At 59.8% G+C, this 14,091-nt stretch carries 12 protein-coding genes and 1 tRNA gene; 5 read left to right on the top strand and 8 right to left on the bottom strand.

Annotation, left to right across the window (positions count from 1 at the left end):
- Positions 1–76: 76 nt before the first annotated feature.
- On the bottom strand, positions 77–1,525 hold the full coding sequence (gene gabD / locus PSTAB_RS00750; RefSeq protein ID WP_013981298.1) for an NADP-dependent succinate-semialdehyde dehydrogenase: 1,449 nt from the start codon (positions 1,523–1,525) through the stop codon (positions 77–79).
- Between the two features lie 313 nt (positions 1,526–1,838).
- Here gabD and PSTAB_RS00745 point away from each other — a divergent pair, with 313 nt between their 5' ends.
- On the top strand, positions 1,839–2,291 hold the full coding sequence (locus PSTAB_RS00745; RefSeq protein ID WP_011911346.1) for a c-type cytochrome: 453 nt from the start codon (positions 1,839–1,841) through the stop codon (positions 2,289–2,291).
- Between the two features lie 36 nt (positions 2,292–2,327).
- On the opposite strand, the gene PSTAB_RS00740 is transcribed toward PSTAB_RS00745, so the two are convergent.
- The gene (locus PSTAB_RS00740; RefSeq protein ID WP_013981296.1) at positions 2,328–3,029 is read right to left on the bottom strand and encodes a cytochrome b/b6 domain-containing protein; all 702 of its coding nucleotides are present in this window, start codon (positions 3,027–3,029) and stop codon (positions 2,328–2,330) included.
- Positions 3,030–3,292: 263 nt separating this feature from the next.
- Here PSTAB_RS00740 and PSTAB_RS00735 point away from each other — a divergent pair.
- Positions 3,293–3,369 (top strand) — tRNA-Arg (locus PSTAB_RS00735).
- A 521-nt stretch (positions 3,370–3,890) separates the two neighbouring features.
- Here the strand turns inward: PSTAB_RS00735 and PSTAB_RS00730 are convergent.
- The 5 genes from PSTAB_RS00730 to PSTAB_RS00710 form a co-directional block, all read right to left on the bottom strand.
- Positions 3,891–4,382 (bottom strand): hypothetical protein, encoded by a 492-nt coding sequence (locus PSTAB_RS00730; protein ID WP_033997083.1) that lies wholly within the window; start codon positions 4,380–4,382, stop codon positions 3,891–3,893.
- Positions 4,383–4,609: 227 nt separating this feature from the next.
- Complete coding sequence (locus PSTAB_RS00725; protein ID WP_148263406.1) at positions 4,610–5,356, bottom strand: P-loop NTPase family protein; 747 nt, start codon at positions 5,354–5,356, stop codon at positions 4,610–4,612.
- 190 nt (positions 5,357–5,546) lie between these two features.
- Positions 5,547–6,527 (bottom strand): IS5-like element ISPst7 family transposase, encoded by a 981-nt coding sequence (locus tag PSTAB_RS00720; protein ID WP_013981292.1) that lies wholly within the window; start codon positions 6,525–6,527, stop codon positions 5,547–5,549.
- Positions 6,528–6,567: 40 nt separating this feature from the next.
- Positions 6,568–7,422: a P-loop NTPase family protein gene (locus PSTAB_RS00715; protein ID WP_013981291.1), complete on the bottom strand. Its 855-nt coding sequence runs from the start codon at positions 7,420–7,422 to the stop codon at positions 6,568–6,570.
- The gene (locus PSTAB_RS00710) at positions 7,415–9,658 is read right to left on the bottom strand and encodes a dynamin family protein (RefSeq protein WP_013981290.1); all 2,244 of its coding nucleotides are present in this window, start codon (positions 9,656–9,658) and stop codon (positions 7,415–7,417) included. The genes PSTAB_RS00715 and PSTAB_RS00710 overlap by 8 nt, the downstream gene beginning before the upstream one ends.
- Before the next feature lie 14 nt (positions 9,659–9,672).
- Here PSTAB_RS00710 and PSTAB_RS21700 point away from each other — a divergent pair, with 14 nt between their 5' ends.
- The 3 genes from PSTAB_RS21700 to istB all read left to right on the top strand — a co-directional run bounded on the left by PSTAB_RS21700 (position 9,673) and on the right by istB (position 12,257).
- On the top strand, positions 9,673–9,810 hold the full coding sequence (locus tag PSTAB_RS21700; RefSeq protein WP_013981289.1) for a hypothetical protein: 138 nt from the start codon (positions 9,673–9,675) through the stop codon (positions 9,808–9,810).
- 159 nt (positions 9,811–9,969) lie between these two features.
- A complete protein-coding gene (istA, locus tag PSTAB_RS00705) occupies positions 9,970–11,484 on the top strand; it encodes an IS21 family transposase (RefSeq protein ID WP_013981288.1) in 1,515 nt (504 codons plus the stop codon).
- 17 nt (positions 11,485–11,501) lie between these two features.
- A complete protein-coding gene (istB, locus tag PSTAB_RS00700; protein WP_013981287.1) occupies positions 11,502–12,257 on the top strand; it encodes an IS21-like element helper ATPase IstB in 756 nt (251 codons plus the stop codon).
- Here istB and PSTAB_RS00695 read toward each other — a convergent pair.
- The gene (locus PSTAB_RS00695) at positions 12,196–14,043 is read right to left on the bottom strand and encodes a dynamin family protein (RefSeq protein ID WP_041771611.1); all 1,848 of its coding nucleotides are present in this window, start codon (positions 14,041–14,043) and stop codon (positions 12,196–12,198) included. The two genes, istB and PSTAB_RS00695, sit on opposite strands and share 62 nt — an antisense overlap.
- Positions 14,044–14,091: the final 48 nt, after the last annotated feature.

The following is a 14,091-nucleotide window of genomic DNA, read 5'->3' as shown; positions in this document are numbered from 1 at the left end:
CACGCCGCTGGGGGCGCGATTCTGACCGCAGGAGAACGCGACAGCCAGCCCCTGAGACCGACTGTCGCAGGGGGCGTCAGATGCCCATGCAGAGGTACTTGATTTCCAGGTAGTCCTCGATGCCGTACTTGGAACCCTCACGGCCCAGGCCGGACGACTTGACCCCTCCGAACGGCGCCACCTCGGTGGAGATCAGCCCGGTGTTGATGCCGACCATGCCGTACTCCAGCGCCTCGGCGACGCGGAACACCCGGCCCAGATCGCGGGCATAGAAATAGGACGCCAGACCGAACTCGGTGTCATTGGCCTTGGCGATCGCTTCGGCCTCGTTCTTGAAGCGGAACAGCGGCGCCAGCGGGCCGAAGGTTTCCTCTTTGGCCACCTTGGCACTGTCCGGCACGTCCACCAGCACGGTGGGCTCGAAATAACTGCCACCCATCTGGTGCGCCTGGCCACCGGCTACCAGCCTTGCGCCCTGGGCGACGGCATCCTCGATGTGTTCGCGGACCTTGGCGGCGGCGCGATCGTCGATCAGCGGGCCAATGTCAGTGCCCTCCTCCAGGCCGTTGCCAACCCGCAGCTTGGCCACCGCCGCCTGGAATTTCTCGGCAAAGGCGTCGTAAACGCCGTCCTGCACGTAGATGCGGTTGACGCACACACAGGTCTGCCCGGCGTTGCGGTACTTGGACTGCATGGCGCCCTTCACCGCCTCGTCCAGGTCGGCGTCATCGAAGACGATAAATGGCGCGTTGCCGCCGAGCTCCAGGGACACCTTCTTGATTCCCGGCGCGCACTGCTCCATCAGCTTGGCGCCCACTTCGGTGGAGCCGGTGAAGGAAATCTTGCGGACCTTGGGGTTGGCGGTCAGCTCGTTGCCGATGTCGCCGGCCGAGCCGGTCACGACGCTGAGCACACCCTTGGGAATCCCGGCGCGCTCGGCCAGCTCGACCATCGCCAGCGCCGAGAACGGCGTCTGCGATGCCGGCTTGATGACCATGGTGCAGCCAGCCGCCAGCGCCGGGCCGGCCTTGCGGGTGATCATCGCCGCCGGAAAATTCCACGGGGTGATCGCCGCGGTCACGCCGATCGGCTGCTTGATGACGAGGATGCGCTTGTCCTTCTGGTGACCGGGGATGGTGTCGCCGTAGATGCGCTTGGCTTCCTCGGCGAACCACTCGATAAAGGAGGCCGCATAGGCGATCTCGCCCTTGGCTTCGGCCAACGGCTTGCCCTGCTCCAGCGTCATCAGTCGGCCCAGGTCGTCCTGGTTCTCCATCAGCAGCTCGAACCAGCGACGCAGCTTCTGCGAGCGCTCCTTGGCGGTCAGATCACGCCAGGCCGGCAGCGCCCGCTCGGCGGCGTCGATGGCGCGGCGGGTTTCGGCGGCGCCCATCTTCGGCACCGTACCGAGAATCTCGCCGGTGGCCGGGTTGTTCACGCTGATGGTCTGGCCACTGTCAGCATCCAGCCAGGCGCCATCGATATAGGCCTGCTGGCGGAACAGCGCGGTGTCTTTGAGTTGCATGGCAGTCTCCTCGGGCATCGTAGCGGCAGGCCCGCTGCGGAAAGTTTGGCGAACGCGACGATCATCTGAACCGTCCTTCGCCGCCCGGTTCCTGCCGCCGCATTGCACTGCGAACGACCATGCTAGGACCGCAGCCGGCCGGCCGGCAAGCTCATGGCGCTCGGCATTGTCGTGCCATTGACCAGCCTGATGCCTGCGCGGCCTGTCACGCCTTGTTACCCAAACCTTGGGTACGGGTCGGGGTATAGTTCCGCGCGGGCGGCGCCAGCCGCCGACATCCAAGGATCGATAAGGAGTTACCGTGAAAGCATTGATGACAGGCGCCGTGGCCGCCGTCCTGCTGGCCAGCACTGCCGTCCAGGCGCAGATGAAACCGGAAGAGATGGTCGAGACCCGCCAGGCCGGCTATCAGTTCATGTCGTGGAACATGGGCAAGATCAAGGCCCAGGTAGTCGACGGCAAGGAGCCGTACGACCAGGCCAAGGTGGCCGCCGCCGCCAATGCCATCGCCGCCATCGCCAATTCCGGCATGGGCAGCCTCTACAGCCCGGATACCACGACCGAACAGCTGGGCAAGGCGACTCGTCTGAAGCCTGAGTTCTTCCAGAACCTCGACGAAGCCGGTCAGATCGGCCGCAACTTCACCGCCGCCGCCAACCAGCTTGCCAAGGTCGCTGCAGAAGGCGATCAGGCCGCGATCAAGAAGGCCTTCGGCGACGTTGGCGGCAGCTGCAAGTCGTGCCACGACAAGTTCCGCGCCGACTGATCGCGCGCAGCCAGCCGACACCTGCCGTCGGCTGGCTTACCAGTCCAGGCTGGGCGCCACCGCCGCCGGCTCAGGCCGCAGCCAATCCCCCACCGCCTGCACGCCCCAGACGCAAGCCACACCCAGAGCGATCGCCAGAACCGCGGCGGGCAGCGAGCCGCCCCGCGCATCCTGCTGGGACGGATGCTCGCGCTGCGTCCTTCCCGCGATCATCGCCCGCACCAATGGCCGGCGCATTACCAGCGTGTAATAGATGATGGCTGCGATGTGCATGCCGATCAGCACCAGCAGCAACCACTTCGCCTGCCGATGCAGGCCGCTCAGCGCGCTGCCAGTTTCGCTGCTGACCAGCGCATGGAGCGGCCCCTGGAAGGCAATGTCGTCGGTCGCCATCAAGCCGCTGGCGACCTGGAAGCTCACCAGCAGCAACATGGCCAGTACCGAGAATGCGCCGAGCGGGTTGTGCCCAGCTTCGCGCCAGTTGCCTTGCAGATAGTCCTTCACACCGAACGTCGCGGCGAAGATGCGCGGCCAGCGGGCATACGTCGAACCGACGAAGCCCCAGATCAGACGGAACACCAGCAGCCCCAGCACCAGCAGGCCGAGCCGGCCATGCCAGGGCATCAGACTGCCGCCGACCCAGCCCGTGACGATGGCCGCGATCACCGCCCCGGCGAACAGCCAGTGAAACAGCCGCAGCGGCGCGTCCCAGAGTTTGATATGGCCTGGCATCTCCATCCCCTTGCCATCGAACACCCACGGCCCCCGGCCGCGACACGCAAGGGTACCAGCCGGCCCGGCCACTGGCAGCTGCGAAAAAGCCGCACCCGGGCATATCCGCCCAGCCGCACCAGCATGGACGCCCGTCAACGACATGCGTATGATTGCCCCCCGCAACGCATCCGTAGCTCAGCTGGATAGAGTACTGCCCTCCGAAGGCAATACTCAGCGAGTTGAGAAGGGTGTCAGCTAATGGTCAAATAGACCGTCGCAACACATACGCACCAGTAGCTCAGCTGGATAGAGTACCGCCCTCCGAAGGCGGGGGTCGTGGGTTCGAATCCCGCCTGGTGCGCCATATCTCTTTGTTTTATAAGCCTTTTTTTCTAAAGCTTAAGCCGATTCAACTCTCGAGCTGGCCCGCTCCAGCACAAACCTCGCCATGTCGGCCGTCAGACCGCGACGAGCACTGCCCTGGCCACCATTTTTTGGCTGTATTTCGGGCTGTGCCAATTCTGTGCCTATACCGTGCCGCATCCTCTGATGGAGTGCCATCCCTCACCAGCTGCACGAGTACTAGCTCATCGATGTCGCCGCATACGCTCAAAGCAGCCGCGCTGCACTCAGCCGAATTGCCCAGACACGCAGCATCCCGCGCATGCAGTCATGGTCCCAGCGACTCGTATTGGAAAGGATTACCCCAGCCGCTTGCTCTACGAAGGGCTTGAGCCTTACTTATAGATGGACTTTTCCATAGCTTGATCCCGCTTCACGTTAATACTGCCGCACTCCGGACATTTAAGCCCAAAGCGCCTTTTTGACGTGAAGCGATGATCACACCTCTTACAAAAGAAGAAGTACAGCGGGCCTGGCCGGAAGCTACTTAGCATTGCGCTTGAGCGACATCTTGAACGCGCCACTGCCGCCCACTTCAGGCTTTTCGCCTGAGTTATCTACCTTACCGCTGGCACTGGTATCGATGTCCAAAGCGTAATCCTTATGCATCGCCAGCGCCGCGAGGCCCAGCACGCCCAAGACAGAGATAGATGCAACTATCACAGCGGCCGTACCACCGGTAATGCCTGCCGCTGAAGCAGCAGCAGCGCCTCCTGCCGCAGCCAAACCCGAGGCGACAACCCCCGAGGCTGTAACTGCAGTAGCTGCGCCAGCTCCCCAACCGGCAGGGTTCCAGAAACCAACAGCAGCAACTCCCGCGCCGGTTGCGACAATTGCTAGCTTGGCATACGTGATCGACTTAATCACACGTACAGCAAAAGCGAGTTTCTTGTCAGTAATTACGATGTGTTCGGTCTTGTCGTTCAGAGCTTTTTTGAGCTCCTTGGCGTTGCCGACATAGCGGGAAGAGGGCATTTTTATACGTCCTTGCTAAACGGATCGATCTAAGATGCATCAAATTGCCACCATTGGCTAGCGCCGTGCCCGGCTCGCTGGTCAGTCTCATCGAACAGCAAGAGCGGCGGCAGTCTCTGACGACGTTGCCGAAGCCCTAGCAGGAATGCTCTACCAGCATTCCCACCGGCTTGCGGCCAAACCGCGCCGTGCGTCTTCTACTAGCAGCCAACTCTGTGAGTTGCTCCTTAATCCGTAAACGCTTCATTCCTTTGGGAAGGAGCGGTGAGCTGTCCGAAGTTTGCCTGCAGAAGTTTGTGGCCACACAGGCGCATATTTTCAAGCGCCCGGGATACTTCGCTTCGCTCGGTACCGAAAATACTCTCTGCCAGCTCTTTCAACTGTTTAATTCTACTTTGGGCCGTCTGAAAAACTGTCGATTCAGAGCCTGCTATCTCTAAGATATCTAGTTCGAGCGAGTGAGCCAGTTCGCCGACCATTTCGACTTTATGGAGCTGTTGGCTGGAGTGTTTCTCCAATGTTGTAACCAAGGTGTCGAAGTCTTTATGGAGAACAAGCGCTGCGTCAGACAAATGATCCCACTCATTCATGACTTCGCTGAGGCTTTTGCCCTCATGCAGCAGTTCTTTTGCGAGCGTTGAGCTGTAAGCACAAATACCCTCGAATTGAATGCCGCTGTCCTCCAAATGCTCTTTGATTTCCTCAATAACTGCTTCCAGGTTGGCGAGAGGCCGCAGATCTGCCTTGTTGAGCACCACGTATAACGGTCTGTCATCGGCGTGCTGCAGCAAAAACTCGAGATCATTGGCGGGTAAGGTGCCGTTACTGTCCAGCGCAACCAGCCAGATCACAGCATCCGCTTCGCTCAAGGCGGCGCTGGCGATTCCATGATCAGCGGCAGTATCTACTGTATCAGACGCTGCCGGGTCGTAACCCGGCATATCGATGAAGGCAAGGTGCTTCAGCCCGGGCATGGGGGATTCGATCACCACATGCGGCATGATCTCTTTAACGCTAAGGATGGTCTGAAGTAGCCCTGTATTTCTGGCTGACTTCAGCCTCCGCCGATTTTGAAAGCGGTCAACCGATCAAAAACGATCAGATCGCCCGCTTATTTCTGTGTTTTTAGCCGCCGCGAGCACCTCGCAGCAGCCATTTTCCACATTACAGGCGCACCTCTCCTGCATTCGTCAGTAAATGTCGTCGAGCCATCCACAGATTCGACAGCGCGAAGAGTGTCACCAGTTGCGCGGTGTTCTTTGCCAGGCCACGGAAGCGCGTCTTCACATAGCCAAATTGGCGCTTGATCACCCGGAACGGGTGTTCGACCTTGGCCCGCACCTGGGCTTTGGCCTTCTCGATCTTGCGCCTGGCTTTGTAAAGCGGGCTGCTCTTGCCCAGTTTCTTGTAAGTGCTGCGCCGTGCCGCCACCTGCCAGATCACCTCACGACCATCATGTTCGGCACGCTTCTCGACACCGGTATAACCGGCATCAGCGCAGACCACGTTTTCCTCGCCATGCAACAACTTGTCGACTTGGGTAACGTCCGCCACGTTGGCGGCAGTGCCTACTACGCTGTGCACCAAACCCGACTCGTCATCCACGCCGATGTGCGCCTTCATGCCGAAGTAGTACTGGTTACCCTTCTTGGTCTGGTGCATTTCCGGGTCGCGTTTGCTGTCTTTATTCTTGGTCGAACTCGGCGCATTGATCAGCGTGGCATCGACGATGGTGCCTTGGCGCAACGACAAACCTCGGTCACCCAGGTAGCCATTGATCACAGCCAGGATGCCGGCGGCCAGTTCGTGTTTCTCCAGCAGGCGGCGGAAGTTGAGGATGGTGGTTTCGTCCGGAATGCGCTCCAGGCTCAGTCCAGCAAACTGGCGCAGGATGGTGGTCTCGTACAGCGCTTCCTCCATCGCCGGGTCGCTGTAGCCAAACCAGTTCTGCATCAGATGTACGCGCAGCATCGCCATCAACGGGTAGGCTGGGCGACCACCTTCGCCCTTGGGGTAGTGCGGGTCGATCAGGGCTATCAGCCCCTTCCAGGGCACCACCCGATCCATCTCGATCAGGAACAGCTCTTTGCGGGTCTGCTTGCGCTTGCCGGCGTACTCGGCATCGGCGAAGGTCATCTGCTTCATCGGAAAACTCGGTGAGTGGAGTCCGGGGATCTTGCCAAAATCAGGAAGTCTTCTTCAGAGTTTCCCTAAAGCCCATGTTCGCAATGAAGTCATGCGTCAGTTGAGCATATTCATCCTTCGATAACTCAACGTGTGCGCCTTTGCTGGTGTGCCCATAAATCGAGAGTTCGCAGCCAGGCATCACATAGGTTGGAATCGCTGTTACCGGTTGAATACCCTTTGCCAGCAACTGCGAATACTCCTTGCGCATAAAACTGGTGACGAAAGATGACTTGCCGCTGCTGAAACCACCAGCCACTGCTACCAGGAACTTGGTGCGCAGCGCAGGCGAGTCACTAATAAGTTCCGCATGCAATCCGATAGCGTTCGCCTGCTCCAAAGCCGGACTGGTGACATCGGCAGGCAACTCGAGCCTCTGCACGTCTCGGGCGAACTCGCCTGCCAACCAACCCTTTAGCTCGCTCAGGGCAGCATTTTCGGCCGGCTTGGAATTGAGGATATTGCAAACCAAGTTGTAGCGGCTCTCGATTAAAGCCGCCGTGTTGCCGAGCGTTTCGTACTCGAGCTGGAGCTGCTTGTGCGTCTCTTGTAGCGTTTCATAGGCGATTGAGCGCTCTAGCAGCTGCTGCGTTTGCGCAGAGTGCGCTGCCTGTAACTGCTCATGCTGCGATTGCCATTGCTCAAGATCACTTTCAGCTCTGGCGAGCTCGGCATTGACCCTAGCCAGCTCAGCCTCGATGCTTTGGCGCAAGGCCTGCATGCGCACCGTATGCTCATCGGCGGCTGTGATGTGCTGCTGAAGCTGCTCGATCAGCCCCTTGCGGCCCCATGGCCAGATGCTTTTCAGGCGCGTAAGCGCAGGCTCCAACTGAGGCGTGAGCAATAAGTCAGACATAACTTTGCAGCTCCTGGAGCTCGACCAACAGCTCGTCGTAGCGCTGCAAGGTTTTATCCCTGTCTTGGATCTGCGCTTTGATTCCATTGAGATGCTCTTCGTAATGCGCAAACAGCGCATTACCCACATCGGCAGCATTTAAGCGCTCTTCGAAACTCTTTGTCAGAACACGCGCTTCTTTGGCGGCCAATTTTTTCAGTTGTGCCAGATATTCCAGGGCAGCGCTTTCATAACTGCTGGCGTCACTGCCTTTCAATGTGCCGTTTTGCATCAGGTTGGATGGCAGTGAAGGCAGCTCAGGATCATCGAAGTCCCGGACCATGGCCAAGGCGGACCTGCACGCTTGCGCGAGACGGGTAGTATCGATATCCCGATCGTTGACAACTTTGTGCTCTCGCAGAGCCGCCAGAATTCCTGCTTCGATTTTCTTGCGCAGCCCTTGACGAGTGTTATCGACAAGTGTGGTTATTTGAGTGCTGAATGACGCCTGAAAACCCTCGAGCGCACTGCGAATTTTAGTGGAATCAATGGTCTGGACTGTTTTTGATGTGCGCTCGGCACTAACTAACCCCAAAGTAAGGAGGCTAGCGAACTTGCGTAAAGTACTTGGATCTGTGTATTCGACCTCATAGTCTTTCGACTGCTCAGCCGTATTTTGAGCACCGCTGAAAAGTTCTTGGATCTTACTGTTTAATTGCCTGCGCAAGCTCTCCCCGGCGTCCTCTGCAATATCCCCCACGGCAACATTGGTTGCCAGAACAGCCGCTTCACGGAAGCTTTGCATGGCGCTGAGCTTTTCTTCCAGGTCGCCGGCCTTGGCATTGACGATCTCTTCACGGTTACGCCGTACAGCCTCTGGTGCGCCGTCCAGGTATCCGCGCAAGGCCTTGGCTTGGTCATCCAGAAAAGCGTTGATCTTTTCTTCAGTGATGGCCTGCTTACGCCCACGCACCTGCTCAAGCATGAGCTCGGTTTGCGCAATGCCGGCCATAGCCTCGAGGTGGCTCTTAGCGCTGGCCACTTGCACGCACTCCGCCGGATAACCTGTACTCAGCAGCGACCAGGTATGGCGTGCGTTGTCATCCCAATCGGATTCGGGGTGGGTCAACAGGGCATAGGCAACGCTGGAGGTGACAACGAGGCGCTCTGCCAGTTGGCTTTTAAGCGTGTCCAGGCCCCGATTGCCGCCTGGGATAGCCCCGAGGGAGCTTCCGGCCTGGCTTGCCAAGGTGCGCCGCAGCCCTTGCAACACGTCGGGAAGGCGGCCTTCGTGTTTATCACGCTCGCTGCCAAACAACTGACCGTCAATTTGGCTGGCGACAAGAAAGACCTCGCGCACGCCATCCTTGTAGGTCAGACGGCCCATCAGCTCCAGATCCTGTTGGTTCAGAAACTGCCCCGAAGGGCTGACCACGAAAACCACATCACAATTGTGCAGTTCCTCCATGGTACGCTCTTCACGGGAGCGAATAGGGTCATTCACGCCGGGGGTATCGACTACATCCACGCCTTCTAGCGCCGGTAGCGGTAAATACAGCGACAGACACTTGGTGAAGGGCGTGAAGCGCCCTCCTGCACCGACATAATCGGCCAGCTTGGTTTGCAGGTCCGCCAGATCGCGCCCTTCGATGCGCTGAGTTTCATTGGCTGGCAAGCCACCGGCAACGCGGATACGTTCATACATATCCTTAGCACCGCCCAATCTTGGGTCGGCATCCAACTCACGTTTTACCGAGGCCTTGAGACGCTCCGGGTCTGGTTTTGGCAAAGCGCGGGCACCTGGGCGGGCCGCCTTTTCTTCGGCGGCTTTCTGCCTTTCAGCCAAGGCAATTCGGAAGCGCTCGTCATACTCCTCTGCCAGCAGGCGCATATCGTTAACATCTTCCGGGAGGAAATACTCCACCTCGGCATAGGGGTTGGCCTGCTCGCTGTAGCGCAGAACCGTCAACGAAGCGGTCATCGGCGTAGCGGCTTTGGGCAATACATCCTTACCGGCGAACATCAACGCGTTGAGCAGTGAAGACTTGCCTGCCTTGACCCTGCCAATGATGCCAACGCGCAGATTGCGCCCTTCCTGAGCCATTGCGTTCGCATCACGCTGTACCGTTTCCGGTTTAAGCGGCGCTGAATCGCCATAAACGCCGTCAGTGAAACCGGGACCGGGGTATTTGGAGACAATGGCATTCAGCTTTTGCATGCCATTCACGAGTTTTTCGATGCGTTGCTCGACGAGCATGATCTCTTCCTTAAATGTATAAACAGCTACTTGCGGTGGTACTCGCTGCATTACTGCTTCGCGGCCTGCAAATGCGCATGAGCCAGCGCACGCACCTCGGCAAGCGCTGCGGATTCCACGGTCATCTGGCCACCCATTCCATGAGCATCTGACCACCGATTCCACGGTGATCCGGCCACCCATTCCACGCGTATCCGACCACTGATTCCACGGCCATCCGGCCACCCAACCGGGTAGGCAGCTACGCAGGATTTCTTCACTACCATCGACCTCTTTTTCGAAGCAGAGAGGTCGTCGTGGAGCGTTTATCCATGCGTAAGATTCGCGAAGTACTTCGTCTCAAGTTCGAGGTCGGGCTATCGGCTCGCCAGATTGCGGTCAGCGTGCAGATCGGTCGTGTCACCGTCGGCGATTACCTCAACCGCTTTGCCGCCAGCGGCCTCAGTTGGCCCTGTTCGTTGTCCGATTCCGAGCTGGAACAGCAGCTGTTCCCACCGGCGCCGGCAGTGCCCAGCGAGCAGCGGCCACTGCCTGATTGGTCTTGGGTGCATGCCGAGCTACGCCGGCCGGGCGTGACCTTGGCGCTGCTCTGGCAGGAGTATCGCCTGAGCCAGCCGAAAGGCTTTCAGTACAGCTGGTTCTGCGAGCACTACCGGGCCTGGCAGGGCAAGCTGGACGTGGTGATGCGCCAGGAGCACCGCGTCGGCGAGAAGTTGTTCGTCGACTACGCCGGGCAGACGGTGCCGGTGATCGACCGCCACAGCGGCGAGATCCGCCAGGCGCAGGTGTTCGTCGCGGTGCTCGGTGCGTCCAGCTACACCTTCGCCGAAGCCACCTGGTCGCAGCAGCTGCCGGACTGGCTGGGCTCGCATACCCGCTGCTTTGCCTTCCTCGGCGGCGTGCCGGAGATCGTGGTGCCGGACAACCTGCGCAGCGCGGTGAGTAAGAGCCATCGCTACGAGCCGGACATCAACCCGAGCTACCGCGATCTGGCCGAGCACTATGGCGTGGCGGTGGTGCCGGCGCGGGCGCGTAAACCGCGCGACAAGGCCAAGGCCGAGGTCGGCGTGCAGGTGGTCGAGCGCTGGATCCTCGCCGCGCTGAGGAATCGGCAGTTCTTCTCCCTGGATGAACTCAACAGCGCCATCGCCTTATTGCTGGAGCGGCTCAACCGACGACCGTTTCGCAAGCTGCCGGGCTCCCGGCAGTCGGCCTTCGAAGCTCTGGATCGTCCGGCGCTGCGCCCCCTGCCGGAGCAACCCTACGTCTACGCCGAGTGGAAGAAGGCGCGGGTGCACATCGACTACCACGTCGAGGTCGATGGGCACTACTACTCGGTGCCGTACCAACTGGTGAAGAAACAACTGGAAGTACGCCTGACAGCGCGCACGGTGGAGTGCTTCCACGCCAATCAGCGGGTGGCCAGTCACCTTCGCTCAATGCACAAGGGCAGGCACAGCACGCAGGCCGAGCACATGCCCAAGAGCCATCGCGAGCATGCCGAGTGGACGCCGCAGCGGCTGATCCGCTGGGCCGAGCAGACCGGGCCGAACACGGCCGGCGTGATCCGGCACATCCTCGAACGGCGCATCCATCCGCAGCAGGGCTACCGGGCCTGCCTGGGCATCCTGCGCCTGGGCAAGACCCATGGCGAAGTGCGCTTGGAGTTGGCCTGCCGTCGCGCCCTCAGCCTCGGCGCGTGCAGCTACAAGAGCCTCGAATCGATCCTGCGCCAGGGGCTGGAAAACCTGCCGTTGGCTCAAGCCAACCTGCCCCTGCTGCCGGACGACCACGCCAACCTGCGCGGCCCCGCCTACTACCACTGACCCCAAGGAATCCCACCATGCTGCCCCATCCGACCCTGGACAAGCTCCAGACCCTGCGCCTGACCGGCATGCTCAAGGCACTCGCCGAGCAACTGAAAACCCCCGACATCAACAGCCTGAGCTTCGAGGAACGCCTCGGCCTGTTGGTCGACCGCGAACTGACCGAACGCGACGACAAGCGCCTCAGCAGCCGCCTGCGCCAGGCCCGGCTCAAGCACAACGCCTGCCTCGAAGACATCGACTACCGCAGCCCGCGCGGGCTGGATAAGGCGCTGATCCTGCAACTGAGCGGCGGCCAGTGGCTACGCGACGGCCTCAACCTGATCATCGGCGGCCCCACCGGCGTGGGTAAAACCTGGCTGGCCTGCGCCCTGGCCCACCAGGCCTGCCGAGAGGGTTACAGCGTGCGTTACCTGCGCTTGCCACGCCTGCTGGAAGAGTTGGGCCTAGCCCACGGCGACGGGCGCTTCGCCAAGCTGATGAGCGGCTATGCCAAGACCGACCTGCTGATCCTTGATGACTGGGGTCTGGCCCCGTTCACCGTTGAACAGCGCCGTGACATGCTGGAGCTACTGGACGACCGCTACGGCCAGCGCTCGACCCTCGTGACCAGCCAAATGCCCGTGGACAACTGGCACGAACTGATCGGCGATCCGACCCTGGCCGATGCCATCCTCGACCGCCTGGTGCACAACGCTTATCGGATCAACCTCAAGGGCGAATCGATGCGCAAACAGACGAAGAAATTGACGACACCGGGCACCTCAGACTAACAATGCAACCCCTGCGTCGCTGCGCTCCGACTGCCCGGCCGGATGGCCGTGGAACAGGTGGCCAGATGGCCGTGGAATGCCTGGCCAGATGAGCGTGGACTGGGTGGCCGGATGGTGTGGAATCCGCAGCAAGCGCTTCTTCCAATACCCGGATCCGCGCCTCAAGATTGCCGCTCTCGGCTTGCTGATTGATTTTTTCCAAAATGTCTTTTTGCGCTTTGATCTGCTGGTCAAAAGCATCAGAGACAGCTCGCACGATTTCTTCCTGCGCCTGGAGCAGGAAGCTGCTGATTTCTGGGCGCAGGCCGCGCTCCACATCCGGCAGTACCTGTGTGCGAATAGCGTCCTTGGCCTGCTCCAGCTTTTGCCCCTCGCTAATGCGCCCGAAAAGCGCGCCGAGCAGACTGGGCAGGATGGTAACCACTACCTGCACGATGGGATTGGGAATAAGACGCGCCGCTGCCAGACCTGGCACAGTGGTTAACAACGCGCTGGCCGCGCCACCAGCTTGACCGCCGATAGCCGAAAGCAGGCCTGGCAGCAGTTGCGTTTGCAGTGTTTGCAGCAAGCTGTCTGTCCAGTTGCTCTGTGTGAGATGCAGCTCCGGGCGCAGGGAGCCACTTACATGCTGGCTAAACTCATTCACCATATGGGCGGACATACTGTCTGTAGCCCGCTTCAGCCCTACAGTCAGACCGCTGCGAACTTCATCGGAGATGATACGGGTCATCTCATCCTGGCTGCGCAAGGCCGCGCGGGCCATCTCATCTACAGAGCCGGCAAGGCGTGTGTGCACGCTACGCAACACCTCATCGACAATGCGCTCCAGATTCCCGGCACTGTTTGCCTGGGTTTGCTGCTCACGCTCTTTCTCCAAGGCGCGCAAGGCATCTTCTATCTCAGCAATTTTCTGCTCGTTACTTTCCTTGTCGCTGTTAAGCCCATCCAGCGCCGTACACAGCGTGCTTTCGATGGCAAAATTTTGCTGGAGCAGTTCAGGCTGGAAAATTGAGCCGAACAGCGCCTCTGGATTGAAGCTGCCCAGCATGGCGTTGACGGAGGAGATATCGTTTTTGCTGACAGCACACACCGTGGCCGGAAAGCCCTCATCCTCGAGTTGCTCGCTGATGTAGTCGCAAATGCCCTGCACATCAGCAACGGGCTTGAGATCTGCCTTGTTCACGCAAACGCTGAAGTTGCGCCCCATGAGAGTGACTTCATCCATATTGCGCAGGATCTGCTTGTGCAACGACCCCTCTTCAACACTGACCACAAACAGATAGTGCGCCCCTTCGCCGATGTAGTGGGCGATGGCTTTGTTATGGGCATCGAGCGGCGAATTGAAACCGGGCATATCCACCAGCACCAGTGGCGCCAGCCCCTTCAACGCCGGACGGTTGATGTACAGCCGCAATAGCTGAAGCTCTTCCGCCCGCTCCTGCAGGGCAGGCAACTGCTCAATGCCGAATCGCTCGGTACGGCCATCGGCAAACAGAGCCTCCAGCCGCTCCTGCGCATCGTGGCGCAACTCGGTTGGGATAGCGGTTTCGGGCTTGATATCCATCGGCAGAATGCTGCTGCCGATGATGGCATTGAGCAGTGATGATTTACCGGCGCTGAACGCACCCACCACGGGCACCAGCAATTCGCGCTCGGCAACCGCCTGCGCAAACGCCTGCGTCTGTGCAGGCTCGCCATTGATATCCAGCTCAGCCGTACGAACGTTCTCGATGACCTGAGCCAAGGAATTTAGATAATCAAGAAGAGCCTTTTGTGTGTCGAGCATAAAACTACCTATATGGATGCTTGCTGTATAAGTGTGCCTGGAGCTTTC

Origin of the sequence: Stutzerimonas stutzeri (genome assembly GCF_000219605.1) — a bacterium.
In the GTDB taxonomy this organism is placed as follows: Bacteria; Pseudomonadota; Gammaproteobacteria; order Pseudomonadales; family Pseudomonadaceae; genus Stutzerimonas; species Stutzerimonas stutzeri.
The sequence above is the reverse complement of the archived record's forward strand: the minus strand, read 5'-3'. Positions and strand labels throughout refer to the sequence as shown.

Bases quoted from the DNA above. Each gene is read 5' to 3' on its own strand.
- gabD (WP_013981298.1), bottom strand. From the start codon at position 1,525: ATGCAACTCAAAGACACCGCGCTGTTCCGCCAGCAGGCCTATATCGAT.
- PSTAB_RS00745 (WP_011911346.1), top strand. From the start codon at position 1,839: ATGACAGGCGCCGTGGCCGCCGTCCTGCTGGCCAGCACTGCCGTCCAG.
- PSTAB_RS00740 (WP_013981296.1), bottom strand. From the start codon at position 3,029: ATGGAGATGCCAGGCCATATCAAACTCTGGGACGCGCCGCTGCGGCTG.
- PSTAB_RS00730 (WP_033997083.1), bottom strand. From the start codon at position 4,382: ATGCCCTCTTCCCGCTATGTCGGCAACGCCAAGGAGCTCAAAAAAGCT.
- PSTAB_RS00725 (WP_148263406.1), bottom strand. From the start codon at position 5,356: ATGCCCGGGCTGAAGCACCTTGCCTTCATCGATATGCCGGGTTACGAC.
- PSTAB_RS00720 (WP_013981292.1), bottom strand. From the start codon at position 6,527: ATGAAGCAGATGACCTTCGCCGATGCCGAGTACGCCGGCAAGCGCAAG.
- PSTAB_RS00715 (WP_013981291.1), bottom strand. From the start codon at position 7,422: ATGTCTGACTTATTGCTCACGCCTCAGTTGGAGCCTGCGCTTACGCGC.
- PSTAB_RS00710 (WP_013981290.1), bottom strand. From the start codon at position 9,658: ATGCTCGTCGAGCAACGCATCGAAAAACTCGTGAATGGCATGCAAAAG.
- PSTAB_RS21700 (WP_013981289.1), top strand. From the start codon at position 9,673: ATGTATAAACAGCTACTTGCGGTGGTACTCGCTGCATTACTGCTTCGC.
- istA (WP_013981288.1), top strand. From the start codon at position 9,970: ATGCGTAAGATTCGCGAAGTACTTCGTCTCAAGTTCGAGGTCGGGCTA.
- istB (WP_013981287.1), top strand. From the start codon at position 11,502: ATGCTGCCCCATCCGACCCTGGACAAGCTCCAGACCCTGCGCCTGACC.
- PSTAB_RS00695 (WP_041771611.1), bottom strand. From the start codon at position 14,043: ATGCTCGACACACAAAAGGCTCTTCTTGATTATCTAAATTCCTTGGCT.